This window comes from Ructibacterium sp. SJQ-7, from assembly GCF_054696575.1.
On sequence record NZ_CP195193.1, the window covers coordinates 1,220,926 to 1,236,165 of the forward strand.

At 39.3% G+C, this 15,240-nt stretch carries 14 protein-coding genes and 1 tRNA gene; 6 read left to right on the forward strand and 9 right to left on the reverse strand.

Annotated elements, in window-relative coordinates; all coding sequences use genetic code 11:
* The first annotated feature begins 116 nt into the window (after positions 1-116).
* On the forward strand, positions 117-701 hold the full coding sequence (locus tag ACSAMO_RS05605; RefSeq protein ID WP_117966751.1) for a helix-turn-helix domain-containing protein: 585 nt from the start codon (positions 117-119) through the stop codon (positions 699-701).
* Positions 676-2,046, forward strand: coding sequence for a tyrosine-type recombinase/integrase (locus tag ACSAMO_RS05610; protein ID WP_117966754.1), 1,371 nt, complete (start codon positions 676-678; stop codon positions 2,044-2,046). Before ACSAMO_RS05605 ends, ACSAMO_RS05610 begins: the two co-directional genes overlap by 26 nt.
* A 100-nt stretch (positions 2,047-2,146) precedes the next feature.
* Here ACSAMO_RS05610 and ACSAMO_RS05615 read toward each other — a convergent pair.
* Positions 2,147-2,222 (reverse strand) — tRNA-Met (locus ACSAMO_RS05615).
* Positions 2,223-2,387: 165 nt separating this feature from the next.
* On the opposite strand from ACSAMO_RS05615, the gene ACSAMO_RS05620 reads away from it, so the two are divergent.
* Positions 2,388-2,897, forward strand: coding sequence for a GtrA family protein (locus tag ACSAMO_RS05620; RefSeq protein WP_337869187.1), 510 nt, complete (start codon positions 2,388-2,390; stop codon positions 2,895-2,897).
* A 10-nt stretch (positions 2,898-2,907) separates the two neighbouring features.
* The gene (locus ACSAMO_RS05625) at positions 2,908-4,440 is read left to right on the forward strand and encodes a YifB family Mg chelatase-like AAA ATPase (protein ID WP_412276024.1); all 1,533 of its coding nucleotides are present in this window, start codon (positions 2,908-2,910) and stop codon (positions 4,438-4,440) included.
* Between the two features lie 194 nt (positions 4,441-4,634).
* Here ACSAMO_RS05625 and ACSAMO_RS05630 read toward each other — a convergent pair whose 3' ends face one another.
* The 7 genes from ACSAMO_RS05630 to ACSAMO_RS05660 all read right to left on the reverse strand — a co-directional run bounded on the left by ACSAMO_RS05630 (position 4,635) and on the right by ACSAMO_RS05660 (position 12,952).
* A complete protein-coding gene (locus ACSAMO_RS05630) occupies positions 4,635-5,609 on the reverse strand; it encodes a Gfo/Idh/MocA family protein (protein ID WP_499210012.1) in 975 nt (324 codons plus the stop codon).
* A 14-nt stretch (positions 5,610-5,623) separates the two neighbouring features.
* On the reverse strand, positions 5,624-6,802 hold the full coding sequence (locus tag ACSAMO_RS05635) for a cation diffusion facilitator family transporter (RefSeq protein WP_499210013.1): 1,179 nt from the start codon (positions 6,800-6,802) through the stop codon (positions 5,624-5,626).
* A gap of 5 nt (positions 6,803-6,807) precedes the next feature.
* Positions 6,808-7,179 (reverse strand): ACT domain-containing protein, encoded by a 372-nt coding sequence (locus ACSAMO_RS05640; RefSeq protein ID WP_022230697.1) that lies wholly within the window; start codon positions 7,177-7,179, stop codon positions 6,808-6,810.
* Between the two features lie 85 nt (positions 7,180-7,264).
* On the reverse strand, positions 7,265-8,734 hold the full coding sequence (locus tag ACSAMO_RS05645; protein ID WP_412615574.1) for a lipopolysaccharide biosynthesis protein: 1,470 nt from the start codon (positions 8,732-8,734) through the stop codon (positions 7,265-7,267).
* Positions 8,735-8,846: 112 nt separating this feature from the next.
* Complete coding sequence (locus ACSAMO_RS05650) at positions 8,847-10,796, reverse strand: Ig-like domain-containing protein (protein WP_412615573.1); 1,950 nt, start codon at positions 10,794-10,796, stop codon at positions 8,847-8,849.
* Between the two features lie 108 nt (positions 10,797-10,904).
* Positions 10,905-11,627 (reverse strand): type 1 glutamine amidotransferase, encoded by a 723-nt coding sequence (locus ACSAMO_RS05655; protein WP_308455995.1) that lies wholly within the window; start codon positions 11,625-11,627, stop codon positions 10,905-10,907.
* On the reverse strand, positions 11,627-12,952 hold the full coding sequence (locus ACSAMO_RS05660; RefSeq protein WP_412599256.1) for a Mur ligase family protein: 1,326 nt from the start codon (positions 12,950-12,952) through the stop codon (positions 11,627-11,629). The genes ACSAMO_RS05655 and ACSAMO_RS05660 overlap by 1 nt, the downstream gene beginning before the upstream one ends.
* A gap of 397 nt (positions 12,953-13,349) precedes the next feature.
* Here ACSAMO_RS05660 and ACSAMO_RS05665 point away from each other — a divergent pair, with 397 nt between their 5' ends.
* The gene (locus ACSAMO_RS05665; RefSeq protein ID WP_412599254.1) at positions 13,350-13,937 is read left to right on the forward strand and encodes a phosphatase PAP2 family protein; all 588 of its coding nucleotides are present in this window, start codon (positions 13,350-13,352) and stop codon (positions 13,935-13,937) included.
* The gene (locus ACSAMO_RS05670; RefSeq protein WP_412579319.1) at positions 13,897-14,559 is read left to right on the forward strand and encodes an epoxyqueuosine reductase QueH; all 663 of its coding nucleotides are present in this window, start codon (positions 13,897-13,899) and stop codon (positions 14,557-14,559) included. Before ACSAMO_RS05665 ends, ACSAMO_RS05670 begins: the two co-directional genes overlap by 41 nt.
* On the opposite strand, the gene ACSAMO_RS05675 is transcribed toward ACSAMO_RS05670, so the two are convergent.
* Positions 14,522-15,238, reverse strand: coding sequence for a YdcF family protein (locus tag ACSAMO_RS05675; RefSeq protein WP_337600667.1), 717 nt, complete (start codon positions 15,236-15,238; stop codon positions 14,522-14,524). The two genes, ACSAMO_RS05670 and ACSAMO_RS05675, sit on opposite strands and share 38 nt — an antisense overlap.
* Positions 15,239-15,240: the final 2 nt, after the last annotated feature.

A 15,240-nucleotide genomic window follows, 5' to 3' on the forward strand; every position in this document is an offset into this window, starting at 1 on the left:
TGTTTAATTTAATTATATTTTTTTATATTTTTAAAGACCGTCAAATTTTCATTGACTTGTTGCTGTTGTTGTGTTAATATATAAATAATATTAAAACAATTAAAGGGCGTGTAAAAATGGAAATAAATAATGTTACAATAGGTAACCGCATAAAAGAACTAAGGACTTCAAAGAATCTTACACAAGAGGATATTGCAAAGATGGTAAAAGTATCTAAAGCAACTATCAGTAATTACGAAAAAGGAAAAGTTTCGCCGCCTATCGAACTTCTCATAAAGCTTGCGGAACGATATGACGTGTCTATTGATTGGTTGTGTGGTTTAAGTAATGAAGAAATCCCTCGCCTTATGTCATATGGAGATGCCTTTTTTAGATTAGTAGAAATTGATAAAGTTATCGGTTTTTCTGTGGAAGATGTTACTTTTTTCTCTAACCTTAGAGGTACAGCCGTTTTATTTGACGCAACATTGACCAAAGCATTAGAAGAATATCAGGAAATGGTAAACTTAAGAGATAACAACACAATAAGCGAACATTTATTTAATCTATGGATTTCAGACAAAGTACAACAACTGGATAAGCAATATCGACTTCTCTCAAACCCAGCACTTAAAAACCTAAAAAAAATGGATAAAGACTTAGAAAAATCAATTAAGCAAAAGGAAGATGAAACAAATGGCAACAGTACGAAAAAGGGGTAACACATATCAAATAAGAGTATCTTGCGGCTATGACTGTACAGGCAAACACATTGAAAAGTCAATAACTTGGAAACCGTCAGCCGGAATGACAAAAAAGCAAATAGATAAGGAGCTTGAACGTCAAAAAGTATTATTTGAAGAAAAGTGTATAACAGGACAATTTCTTGACGGCAACATAACTTTCAACGACTTTGCTCAAAGGTGGTTTAATAACTATGCAGATAAACAATTACGCTCCCGAACTGTAACACGATACAAGGAGCTTATGAACCGAATAACCCCCGCAATCGGACATATAAAACTATGTAAATTACAACCTCATCATTTAATGGAGTTTTATAGCAATCTTTCAGAGGACGGCATAAGACTTGATACAAAATACACGCCTTGCAGTGATTTCAAGGAAATACTTTCCGCCTCGGGCTATACTCAAAAAATGCTATCAGAAAAAAGCGGTGTTTCACTTACTGCAATACGTTCTTGTATAAACGGTAAAAACGTATCTAAAAACACAGCCGATAACATAAGTGCAGTGTTAAACCGCAAAGATATTTTCGCAGTTGCAGAGGGTAAAACAAGGCTGTCCGATAAGACTATATCAGAATATCACCGCCTCATATCGTCTATACTTACGGCGGCGGTACAATGGCAAGTTATACTCGCAAACCCTTGCGACAGAGTTAAACCGCCAAAGGTTGAACGTAGAGAGGCGGTAAGCCTTGATGAAGTACAAGCAAATGAGTTGATTACTTGCTTACAGTCCGAGCCGATAAAGTACCGCACCGCTGTTATGCTTACATTGTACACAGGTTTAAGACGTGGTGAAGTATGTGGCTTGGATTGGTCCGATATTGATTTTGAAAACGGACTTGTTAAAATAAATAAATCTGTACTGTATTCAGCGGATAAGGGAGTTTATGAAGATACCACAAAAACAAACAGCTCCAACCGTATTATAAGCATACCGTCGGCAATGGTGCAGTTGTTGAAAGAATATAAAATCGAACAATCAAAGAAAAAGTTGTTAATGGGTGATATGTGGAATAATAGCGGTAAAGTGTTTACTTCCGAAAGCGGTGGAATGATAAACCCCGATACTCTTTCAACGTGGTTTAAAGGCTTTATAAACCGCCATAACTTACCCGATATTCATTATCATTCATTAAGACATACCGCCGCAACATTGCTTATTGCAGGTGGCGTTGATATTGCAACGGTTTCAAAAAGATTAGGTCACGCCGATAGGACTACCACTTTAAATATTTATACTCACGCAATTAAATCAGCCGATAAAGCGGCGGCGGATAAATTGCAGGACATTTTTACACATTCAAAAATAGGCTAATTTTATACCATAGCGGACAAATAGCGGACAAAATACGAATTTTAATAATATTCCGAAAATACAAAAACGGCTCAAACATAGTGTTTAAGCCGTTTATAAATGGTTGCGGAGACTGGACTTGAACCAGCGACCTTCGGGTTATGAGCCCGACGAGCTACCAACTGCTCTACCCCGCGATATTTAACTTAGTGCCTCTCTCAGAGTGCTATAATAGTATAGCACACCCTAACTTATTTGTCAAGTGTTTTTTTATAATTTTTACATTTTTATTTTTTAAACCTCAATACTATTGTTTTTATCCGTGATTTAGTATATAATGTAAGTATTATTTCAAAGGAGAGATGATTAATTTGGAGCGTTTTCTTTCAAATTTGCGCGTACGTCTTGAAGAACGTATTTCGCCGAATATGATGCGTGTAATACGTCCTTTTATGACGGTGCAATTTGTTATATTTATGCTTTTGGGCATTGTGAACACTGCCGTATCGGTCGGCACAGCCACATTACTTGACATTCTTCACAATGCGTTTCTCGCACCGGACAACCCACTGCGATTAATCGCCGAACACTCACGTTCCAACTTTATATTCGGATATATAGTCAGCATAATAACATCATTCTTTTTAAACTGTCACTTTACGTTTCACCAACGACCGACACTTAAAAAGTTTCTCAAATTTCCGATAAGCTATATACCGAATTTCATATTTCAATACCTAATGGTATTCATTTTTACGGCTTTAAACTTAAATTCGACGCTTGCATACATTTGTGCGGCGATACTCGGCACACCGCTTACGTTTGCGGCAATGAAACTGATGGTATTCAGCCGAAGAAAATCAACTACTTGAGGTGATATAAATGCTTTCACACATATATTCCTGCGGACTTTCGGGTATAGACGGATTTTCCGTATGCGTAGAAACGGATATTTCAAACGGTTTACCCGCATTTGATATAGTAGGCTTACCCGACGCCGCCGTTAAAGAGGCAAAAGAACGCATACGTTCTGCCATAAAAAACACAGGCTTTCGTTTTCCCGCAAAGCACATTGTCATAAACCTTGCCCCTGCCTCCAAGCGTAAAGAAGGTTCGGGATACGATTTACCTATGGCACTTTCTATTATATGCGCCACGGAGCAGATTTATGCACCGGACTTAAGCAAATGTGCGTTTTTCGGCGAACTTTCGCTTGACGGCACCGTACAACCGATAAACGGCATACTTCCTATGGTTATTTCGGCGTACAAAAGCGGTTTTACCGATATGTTTGTACCAACCGAAAACGCGGACGAGGCAGCAGTCATTGAAGGTGTAAACATATATCCCGTATCATCTTTGAAAGCATTATGCGACCATTTTTGTGACATACAGAAAATTAATGTACATAAAATTGACCTTACCAATTATTTTGCGTCAAGTGCTTCAAATGTACTTGATTTTTGCGACGTAAAAGGTCAGGAGAACGTCAAGCGTGCGCTTGAAATTGCCGCCGCCGGCAATCACAACGTACTTCTTATAGGCAGTCCCGGAACAGGTAAAACAATGCTCGCACAACGTATGCCAAGCATACTTCCTGACCTTTCGTTTGACGAAGCTTTGGAAGTCACAAAAATACATTCAATCGCCGGACTTTTACCTAAAGACCAACCGCTTATTTTAAACAGACCTTTCAGAAGTCCGCACCACACGATTTCATCTGCAGGTTTGTCGGGCGGAGGTTCAACTCCAAAACCGGGTGAGCTTTCCCTCGCCCACAACGGCATACTTTTCCTTGATGAATTACCGGAATTCAGACGTGATTCGCTTGAAGTTTTGCGTCAGCCGTTAGAGGACGGAAACGTCACAATTTCAAGAGTAAACGCAACTCTCACCTACCCTTGCAACATTATGCTTATAGCAAGTATGAACCCTTGCAAATGCGGTTATTTCGGTGACAGTCGCAGACAATGCACCTGTACTCCGACACAGGTTAACCGTTACCGCAGTCGAATATCGGGTCCGTTGCTTGACAGAATTGACATTCAAGTTGAAGTATCGAATGTTGATTATGAAGATTTAAGCTCGACCGAAAACAGTGAAACAAGTGCCGAAATAAAAAAACGCGTAAACAAAACACGCAAACTGCAACTTGAAAGATACAAAGATTACAATATCTACTCAAATTCACAGCTTGACGCAGGTATGCTTAAAAAATTCTGTCCGCTCGGCGAAGAAGAAAATGCAATTTTACGTGCCGCATTCGACAATCTCGGTTTAAGTGCCAGAGCACACAGCCGTATTTTGAAAGTCGCTCGTACCATTGCCGACCTTGAAGGCTCGGAAAATATAAAAAGTGAACACATAGCTGAGGCAATACAATACAGAAGTCTTGACCGCAAATATTTTGAATAGCCAAAACTCAGTAAATGATTAATCGTTCACTGTGCCGGAATGTCAGCAAATTATCCGGAACATGCATAATATTATTTTTATTATAATTTACATCTATAAAAAAATGACAGGCAAGCCTATCTTCGATATACGGCTTGCCTGTACACTTTTATCTATACACTGACGCAGTAAACCCTAATTGTTTACTGCGTTTTTTATTGTTCTTCAGGATATTTCAGTCCCCACTCATTACGAATATCGGTCATAATTTCCATAACGTCTTTTGTATATTCCCTAAGCATACAACCGCTTCGCTTTGAAATCTCCTCCTCCATATCCTCCATTTCATACTGCAACGCTCTTTCGGTTTCACCCTCACAGATTTCTTTTCGCTCGCCTGTTTCGGTGCAGACAATCGTTGCCTTACACGCTCTAGGATATTCCATAATCTCGATATATCCCTTATCACCGCATATAACACATCTTTTCGGTTGTTTTGTATGAAGCGACAATGAAATAACCGTCATTTGTCCCTCTTTGTTCGTCATAACAATTCCCGACATTTCATCAACACCGCTCGGTGCAAATTTTACAGTTGAAATTACATTGTCTGGCTTTGACTTCAAAAAACATCTTGCAAGCGAAATTGCGTAAACACCTATATCAAGCATTGCTCCGCCTGCCAAATTCATATTAAAAAATCTGTTTTTCATATCATAGTCCTTGTAACTTCCGAAATTCGCCTGTATCATACTCACGTCACCGATTTCGCCGTTCGCAACAAGTTTCATAAGTTTTTTGTATAGCGGCATATGATAAATCGTCATTGCCTCGGCAAGTACAAGATTTTTCTCGTCAGCCTTTTTTAAAGCCTTTTCCAATTCAACGCTGTTTAATGTTATCGACTTTTCACACAAAATATGCTTTCCGTTTTCAAGTGCTTTCATAATAAAATCAATATGCGTGTTATGCGGTGACGTTATATAAATAACGTCCACATTGTCGTCATAAAACATATCGTTCAAATCGTCATACACCTTTTCAATGCCGTATTTATCAGCAAAATCAACGGCTTTGCTGTGCGTTCTGTTGCCTACAGCGTAAAGTTTGCACCCCACACCTTGCATTGCCTGCGCCATCTGATTTGCCACAACTCCCGTACCAAGCACCGCCCAATTTAATTTATCCATTATATACTCCTTTCTCAGTGTGGCATTGCCGCATAGCTTTTATCAATCGTGATTACACAGTAATATGTAGGATATTTTTCCTTTACCATATCATTTATCGCTTTCTTGACTTCCTTGTCGGTCATATCCATATTATGCGGAACAACGCAGTCAAATATTACGTTTGTATGCGTAATACCATACACTATACGCAAGTCATGAATTGTCAGACGTTCGTCAATCTCTTTTACCTTTTCACCAATCCAAATTCTAAGTTCGTTCACTGTATTGTCCTTTGTCGAAATCGGGTCAAAATGCACAATCATATGAAGTCCTTCATCATTCATAAAATCACGCTCAATATTATCTATGACGTCATGATTTTTCATAGCATCACCTTCCGCCGCCATTTCAACATGCACACTTGCAAATTGTCTGCCGGGTCCGTAGTCGTGTACCATTAAGTCGTGAGTACCCAAAACACCGGGATAGCTTAAAATCTTTTGACGAATTTCTTCAACCTGTTCGTCCTCCGGTGCTTTTCCGAGCATAGGGTCAAGCGTGTCTTTTACAAGTCCGAAACCGCTGTACAAAATAAATACCGCCACACCAAGACCCATCCAGCCGTCAAGCTCAAAGCCGACAAAATGCGATAATATCGCCGCAACCAACACTGCGCCTGTCGTTATAACATCATTACGGCTGTCTGCCGCCGTTGCTATAAGCGTGTTTGAGTTAATCATTTTACCTGTTTTCGTATTAAACAATGCCATCCACGTTTTAAGCAAAATCGAAAACGCAAGCACACCGACAGTAACCCAGCTGAATTCAACCGCTGACGGATGAAGTACCTTATCCAAACTGCTTTTGAACAGTTCAACGCCGATTACCATAATAAGTACGGCAACCATAAGTCCCGACAGATATTCATATCGTCCGTGACCGTAAGGGTGTTCTTCATCTGCCGGACGGCTTGCAAGTTTAAAACCAAGCAGACTGATTATGCTTGATGATGCATCGGATAGGTTGTTTACCGCGTCGGCAGTGATAGAAACAGACGCCGACAGTGTTCCGACAATCAGTTTGCTTATGAACAGTATCGCATTGCACACTATTCCGACTATGCTTGAAAATTTACCGTATGCCGTACGCACATCGGAATTTTGCGTGTTTTCATAGTCTTTTATAAATCTTTTTATAAGTAGTTTTGTCATCTATGTCACCCAACCTTTATAACATAATTATTCTCTTTCAATACGTCAAGTGCCTTTTGAAAAAATTCGTTCTTTATAAGTATATAATCAGTGTTGTACGTTGATACCGCAAAAATCGGTATTTTTGCATTTGCTAAAATGTCCGCAGCTCTCGCAAGTATTCCCGTGAGTGAAAAATCAAGTATACCCTCGATTCTGAACGCTCTCCAACCGCTGTCACATACAATCGTATTTTTCGGAACAAACTCGCTTGAGCATACAAGCGATAATTCCTCATCAGTCTTGCCGACAAAGCAAAACTCGTCATTAAAGTTCACTTCCGTAACATCATTTATCTTGCATACCGCAAATTCTTTGTCTATTACCTTTATATCCATTTTTATCCCCTCAATTATTGTTTCTAATCAGTATAGCACATTTTGTTGCCAACTGCAACAAAAAAAAGAGTCAAAGGCTCTTTTTTTATTTTCTGTGTCTTTTTATATGAATAATCTCAATAAAATATTTATACTGTCTGAACAAAATCAATCCGATTACATACACACCACCCATAATTGCCAATTTAATAACGGCATTTATTGTTATACCGACGATATTTGTTGCATCAATAGTAGCGTAACGCGTCAAAAAACCCGCAATGCAAACCATAACCGCAATACACACGTCCGGAATAAAACTTTTCAGAAATTTCAAAAAGCTAAATCCAAACGTCATTTTTATAAGCATAAAATATGAAATCATAAAATTAATATTATATGAAATCATTGCATTTCTTGCGACTGTGCCAATATCGCCGAAAACAATTCCAAGTACAATACCTATCAGAGTAGTCGACGACGACAAAACACCCGTTATAAAAAGATTTTTCGTGTTGCCAAGGCTTTGGAATATCGCACCGGAGCTTGAATTTACAACCTGTGCCCAAACCGAAAGACTAAGCATTGCAAGGCAAGGAATTGCCGCCGCCCAATGCTCACCGAACATCATACAGATAATCTCATATGACGCAAAATACATATACGCACCGACAAACAATCCGAGCAATGAAAGTATCTTGACAATCTTCATATAATTCTCATATATATACGCCTTATCGTCCTGATACTCCGACAAAATCGGGTGTATAACAGGTGTTATGACGTGCGTCAAATTTTGTTCGGGATAAAGTGCAAGTTTATATGCCTTGTCGTAATATCCAAGCTGTGTATCGCCCATAAACTTCGCCACAAGCAAATTATCGGCATTTCTTGCAAAGTAGTTAAACACGTTAAACGCAAACTGATATGACGAAAACGAAAAAATCTTCTTCACACTGCCGAAATCACATTTAATTCTAAGTTTTATCCTTGTACTGCTGTAATTCCATATAAAATTGACCATAACCTGTATAATAGACTGTGCGGCAAGTGCGTAATATTTCAGTCCGAGTTTTGCCAATACAATCGCTATACCGCTGCTTACAACAGTTGTGGTAATCATACGAAGTCCGATACGCACGAACTTTTTTTCTTTCATTAAAAGTGCGTTCGGCACCATATTCATTGTCGAAAAAAACAAAGACACCGAAAGCAAGCACCCTATCGGTATGTACACGCTGTTGCCGTAAAATTTAGACAACGGCACAGAAAAAATCGCAAAAATTATTGAAAGCCCTACCGCAACATATAAATTAAAAGTGAATATATTCGACACATCATAGTCGCTAAGCTCCTTATTCTGAATAACGGCAGTGCCTATCCCCATATTCGCAAGCACCGAAAAAAACGTGGTAAAAACGGTCATTACACCGATTACCCCGTAATCCTCCGGTAAAAGTATTCGCGCCAAAACAGCACTGAAACCAAGCTGCAATATAACACAGCTATAATTTGCGGCAGCATTGATAAACGCCGCCTTTTTGATTGATATATTTTTAACATTGTTTTTTATCATCCATGTTTCAACTCCCTGTATATAATATATACACTAAAATTCAACTTGTCAAACATATTTTTTCTGACAAAAAAAGACAGATGAAACGTTTTGAATTTCATCTGTCTTTTTATCAGTCCATAGTTACAGTAGGCGGAATTTGTCCGCTGTAAACAGGTACGTCAAACGATAATGTTGCGTCTGTGAATGACGAGAATATCTTTTCAATGCTTACCGCCTGCTTAACTGCCCAGCCAATATCCGTTGCATATTGGTGAGTACCCGGATTTTCAGGGTTCCAAAGCATTTTATAAAGTGTGTTCTGTCTGCCATCCGGACTGTTCACATAGTTTTCGCTTATCCACTTTGCACCACCCTTAATAGCCGCCTCTACACTCGTCCAGCCTTGACTGTATGCTCTTTGTGAACCGTTTCCGACAGGGTTTGCGTCATATGCACCGATACCGAACAAGTTATAAACGGTTGTGCCGTTGACCTCAACACCGGTTGCAAGCTGTGAAGTACCGTTTCCGGACTCAAGGCAAGCATGTGCAACAAGGTAAACTTCGCTGACGTTATATTCCTTAGCCGCCTCAATAAATGCCGCTCCCATTCCTTTCATTACACCCTTATCGGCAAGATAATTATTAAGCGTTTCTTCGCTGACATTATTCGGTTTTGAAAGGTCAAGGAACTGATATTTATATGCGTCCGTATAGAAACTGTTCGGATTCATATATTCCGCTGTTTCGGACTCTGTCGCATATGACATTCCGCCGTTTCTCCAAATTTTCGGTGGTGGGTTCAAGCCCATCTGTATTCTTATAATCTGTGGGAATGATATGTCATATGACGTGTATGTTACAGTTCCCTCCGTATCCAAATCAGAAACTTCATCATTCAAATTGAATGGGTCTTTTGCGTCCGATTCGGTTACGTTGACAGTAAACGTCTGTTTCTTTCCGTTAGTCGTTTCAACCGTTATATTCGCCGTACCAACGCTGACACCGCGTATTCTGCCCGCTTGACTTACTGTCGCTATCTTTGTATCGTCACTCGACCATTTAAGCGTTTTGTTTCGTGCGTTTGACGGTGAAACGGTTACTATCGCGTTAACACTGTCGCCAACTTTTATCGTCATTGCGTCAGTATTTTTTACGGATAAAGTCTGTACGTCAACGTATGAATTTACGACATTTACAAAGCACTTCGCCTCAAAGCCTCCGTCCTCCGTTGTTGCCGTTATCTCCGTCATACCGACGCCGACAGGCTTTACTCTGCCGTTTTCGTCCACACGTGCAATCTTTGTATTTTTAGATTTCCATGTTATGTTTTGGTTCGTTGCGTTTTTCGGGAATATTTCTGTCTGTAAAAGTCTGCCCTCACCGCCTGTATAAAGCGTTATTGTGCTTGTCGGCATAAATATACCCGTTACAGGCTGTCTTACCGACAAAGTGGCGGTTGCACTCTTTTTTTGACTGTACAACATTGCCGTCAATGTCGCTTTACCGGGATTTTGTGCCGTTATATTACCGCCGCTGTCAATCTTTGCGATATTGTCATCAGACGATTTCCAAGTAATTTTTTTATCGGGTAAATTTATCGGATAAACCTTTGCTTTTATTTTTGCCTCTGCCGTACCGCCGTTTAGGTCAACAGCACCGTCGTCCCAGCTTAATTTTATCGCAACATTGGTTTTGTCGCTGTGGTCGAACGTGTAATAATTCTGCAAAACCATCGCATATCCGACAGAATCGTCACCCTCTTGAAGATAGTCGGAATTTACGGAATTTTTTATCATAACGCCCAAAAGCACACCGAGTACCGCCACTCCGACAGCAACTGAAATCAATGCCTTCAGCCTGTGTGCCTTTGCATACTCCCAAATGTCCTTTCTGAATTTCGGAAATTTAACGTATGCAAAATTTGAAAACTTTTTGCTCTTGCACAAAAGTTTCCAAAACTTTTTAAACACTCCGCCTACCGCACCCCAGCCTGTTTTAATACCTTTAAATATCTTGCTGAGCCACGAAAACGGACTTTTATTATTCGGTTGTATATTTCCTGTTAATTTAGTTTCCATACCGAATTCAATCCTTAATAAAAAATGGTATTGTTTCTACAATACCATTTAATTTTATGACTGCACAGTAAAAAAGTCAATACATATGCACCATTGTTAAAAAAATGTTTACTTTTTAAATCTATTTACAATATATTGGTTTGCCATATCTTCAAGAGTGTCCTCCAAGCCGCCAAGACCTTTGAAGTCGGGATTTTTTCTCTTTATTGCGTTTGTCAGAATGTAATCGCAAAGTGCAGGGTTTTTAGGCAAAAGCGGTCCGTGCAAATATGTTGCGACAACGTTTTTATACACAACACCCTCAACACCGGATTTTTCATCGTTTCCGTAACCGTAAACAACTCTGCCGAGCGGTGTGTGATTACCGATGTAAGTTCTTCCGCCGTGATTTTCAAAACCGACAATTTTTTGATTTAGAAAGTCATTTTCAAGTACGATATTTCCGATAAGACGTTTTTTGCCTTGTTCGGTGTAAATATTAAGTATATCAAGCCCTTCGATTGTTTCGTTTTCAAGCTTGTAATACTTACCCAAAAGCTGATAACCGCCGCACACTGCGACAAGTACACCGTTATCTTCAACATAATTTCTTATTTCGTCCTTGTGTTCCAAAAGTCTGTGGCAAACAATTTTCTGTTCTCTGTCCGAGCCGCCGCCTATGAACACAATATCAACGTCCGACAAATCAAATCCGCTGTCCTCACAGGTGTATGTCACAACCTCCGCGTCAATACCGCGCCACATAAGTCGTTTTCGCATACATTCGATATTTCCCCTGTCACCGTACAAATTCAAAAGGTCGGGATAAAGATGAAGTATTTTGATTTTCATTATGCCTCACCTCCGAGCTTTTTAAGTACCGCCTCTGTCGAATAAAGTGCAGTATAATTCACAAGTACATAGACAACTTCGCTGTCCGTTTCAAGACATTTTGTAATTGCGTCCGCCATATCCTGCGTCATACGGTCAACCTTTATATCCGAATACTTAAATCTAAGACTTATATCGTAAACTCTGATACCTGTTGTTGTAAGCGTGTTCAGGTTTTCGTCTGCAATTTTATCAAAGTCCACGTCCCACAGCCACGACACGTCACGACCGTCATTAGCCTTGTCATTGATTGCGATTATAACGTCTTTCTTACGCTTGTCCGTATTTACCGTTGCAATGGCTTGGTTAAATCCTGCGGGATTTTTTGAAAGGCTTAGTATAACGGGCTTGTTGAATTTGTATTCCTGCATTCTGCCGATTTGCGGTTTGTAGCCTGTCAAAAGTTTTGCGAAATCATCCGTTTTTTCTCCCAAAACATTTAGTGCACCGTATACGGCAATAAGGTTATATATATTGTAAAAACCTTTGTAATTTATCACCATAGGCTGATTGTTTATCGTAAACTTCATCGGTGTGTCGAGCGATACATTCTTGACTTCAAAATCAATCTCAGGTCGCTTGAAACCGCACGACGGGCAATAAAAATCGCCGAGCTGACTGTAATGATAGTAATTGTACTTCTGTTCCTCACCGCATACAGGACAGAAACGTCCTTCCTTTGTATCGTCAAGCTGCGGAAGTACCTTTTCGGATATTCCGTAATAATATGCCTTGACGTTTTCCCCTCTGCCGAACTGAACGCACAGCGGATCGTCACCGTTTAAAACAAGTTTTAAATTCGGTACTTTTTTTATTGCACGCTTGATAATATCCGAAGTAATGTCAATTTCGCCGTATCTGTCAAGCTGGTCACGGAATAGGTTCGTTATAACCATAACATCGGGCTTTACATAGTCAAACACTATCGGCGTGTACGCCTCGTCAATTTCAAGACACGCATAGTCCGCTTTTAATTTGCCGAATATACTCATTTCCTGTAAAACGGTGGTTGCAATACCGCTAAGCATATTCGCACCGAGCTTATTGCAAATAACCTTATATCCCTTTGCCTCAAGTGCCGATGCCATAAGATTGTTTGTCGTTGTTTTTCCGTTTGTGCCGCAAGTTACGATTATACCCTTTGACACGCATTTTTCCAAGCCTTTTACAAGGTCGGGACATATTTTAAGTGCATACGCACCCGGCGAAGAAGATGATTTTTTACCTACTGTTTTTCCGACTATGGTAAGAATTTTTCCGAGCCATATCGCAAGAAGTTTTCTCATTACAGTTATTCCTTTCAAATCATATAATATATGAGCCTGTCGACAAAATGTCGACAGCTCCAAAAATCACATCTTACGATGTAATTTTTGAGTATTTTCAGAGAAAAAATCATAAAGTTCCTCCAAAGTCGAAACTTTAGATTTTAAACCATTTCTGCCGCGCATGTCGCCAGAAATGATTAATACTTGAGGTTAACACCTCAAACTTCCCAAAACAAAGTAGACAAAACCATAGCGGTTTTGTCTACAGTCTGATATGATTATACTACACTTTCTTCCCTTTTGCAACTTTCTCTTTAAAGTAATGAGGTTTTTATGTTCTTACTTTACTTTTTTTCGTGAATGTGTTATTATTGACACGAAATAAACATTAACATATCGAAAGAATGACGTAATTATGACAGACTTTATAACGCAGATTGATTTTAATATTTTAAACGCAATTCAAAGCATACGCAATCCGTTTCTTGATACAATTATGCCACTTATAACGTTTTTAGGCAGCGGCGGCATTGTATGGGCTGTAACTGCACTTATAATGCTTTGTTTCAAAAAATCACGAAAAACAGGTATTATAATAATAGTTTCACTGCTTTTGGGATTATTCCTTTCTACAATGGGGCTTAAAAATGTAATTGCACGTGAACGTCCATATAACACCGAAGGAGCGTTGCTTACAGTTGAAAATCTGCTGATAGGCGCGCCGTCGGGAAGATTTTCGTTTCCGTCCGGTCACGCAATATCTTCATTTTCCGCCGCAACGGTTATTTTGCTGTACAGCAAAAAATTAGGTATACCGGCAATTATTCTTGCGGCTTTGATATGCTTTACAAGGCTGTATCTGTATGTACATTTTCCGTCCGACGTTATTTGCGGTGCGTTGTTCGGAATATTGCTCGCGTTCATGTCAAACTTCTTAGTCAATAAAATATGGGAGAAAAACAATGAAAGAAAATTATCAAATAATTCTAAACAAAACGATTGACGAAATTCAAAAAAACAATATCGTTCCGTCACTTCTTCTGCACAGCTGTTGTGCGCCTTGTTCAAGCTATGTACTTGAATATTTGTCGGAATATTTTGATATAACTATTTTCTATTACAATCCGAATATTTCACCCGAAGAAGAATTTTATAAGCGTGTCAATGAGCAAAAGCGTCTTATAAATGAAATGCCTTTAAAGAGAAAAGTAAAGTTTATCGAGGGCAAATATGACTGCGAAAAATTTTATTCGATTGCAAAAGGGCTTGAAAATCTCAAAGAGGGCGGCGAGCGTTGCTTTAAATGTTACCGACTTCGCCTTGAAGAAACAGCAAAAACCGCCCAAAAGGACGGTTTTGATTACTTCACTACCACGCTTTCGATAAGTCCGCATAAAAATGCTCAGGTGCTTAACCAAATCGGTCTTGAACTTGAAGAAAGCTACAGTGTTAAATATCTATGCTCCGATTTCAAAAAGAAAAACGGTTATAAGCGTTCTTGTGAACTTTCGGAAATATACGGTCTTTATCGTCAGAATTACTGCGGTTGTATTTATTCAAAGCTTGAGGCTGACGAACGTGAAAGAGCTAAAAATAATAACGAACAGCCGCTATCTGTGCAATAAATTCACGCACGCAAGATACAGGCAAAAGCGTTATCGGTGTAGACGCACCTATATGTGTTGCGTCTATGCCGTTTATTTTTGCCATCAATTCCGAACGCAAAACGTGAAATTCGTTTGTGACAAATACGGCTTGTCCCTCGTCCATTACCAACTTTGAATATTCAAAATTTTCATATGTGCTTGTGGAGTTGTCCTCTTTTATAATTCTGTCTTCTCTTATTCCGTGATTTAAAAGGTAGTTTTCCATTGCCTGTGCCTCTGAAATTGTTTCGCCTTTGCCCTGTCCGCCGCTGACTATTGCTATTGCATTTCCGTTTTTGTTCATATATTCAGCCGCTTTTTCAAGTCGTCTTTCAAGTGCCAAAGACGGTGTATCGCCTTTCAGTCCCGCACCAAGCACGATTATATAATCTTCTCTGTATGTCGCATTGTCACTTTTTCCGACAACGCATATAATTCCAGAATAAATCACAAGTACAATCATTCCGAACGTAAACAAACCTTTTATAAATTTCAAAAAGCCTTTTGTTTTGAACGCGTCGTAAAACGTACTCCATAATATAAACATAATACCTATCGCAACGGTAAATGCCTCACCCACACCCATTGATGTGGTTGACGCAAAATAAAGTCCGTCCGCCGAAAAAAGCAATCCCAATATAAATAATATTACTCGCATAT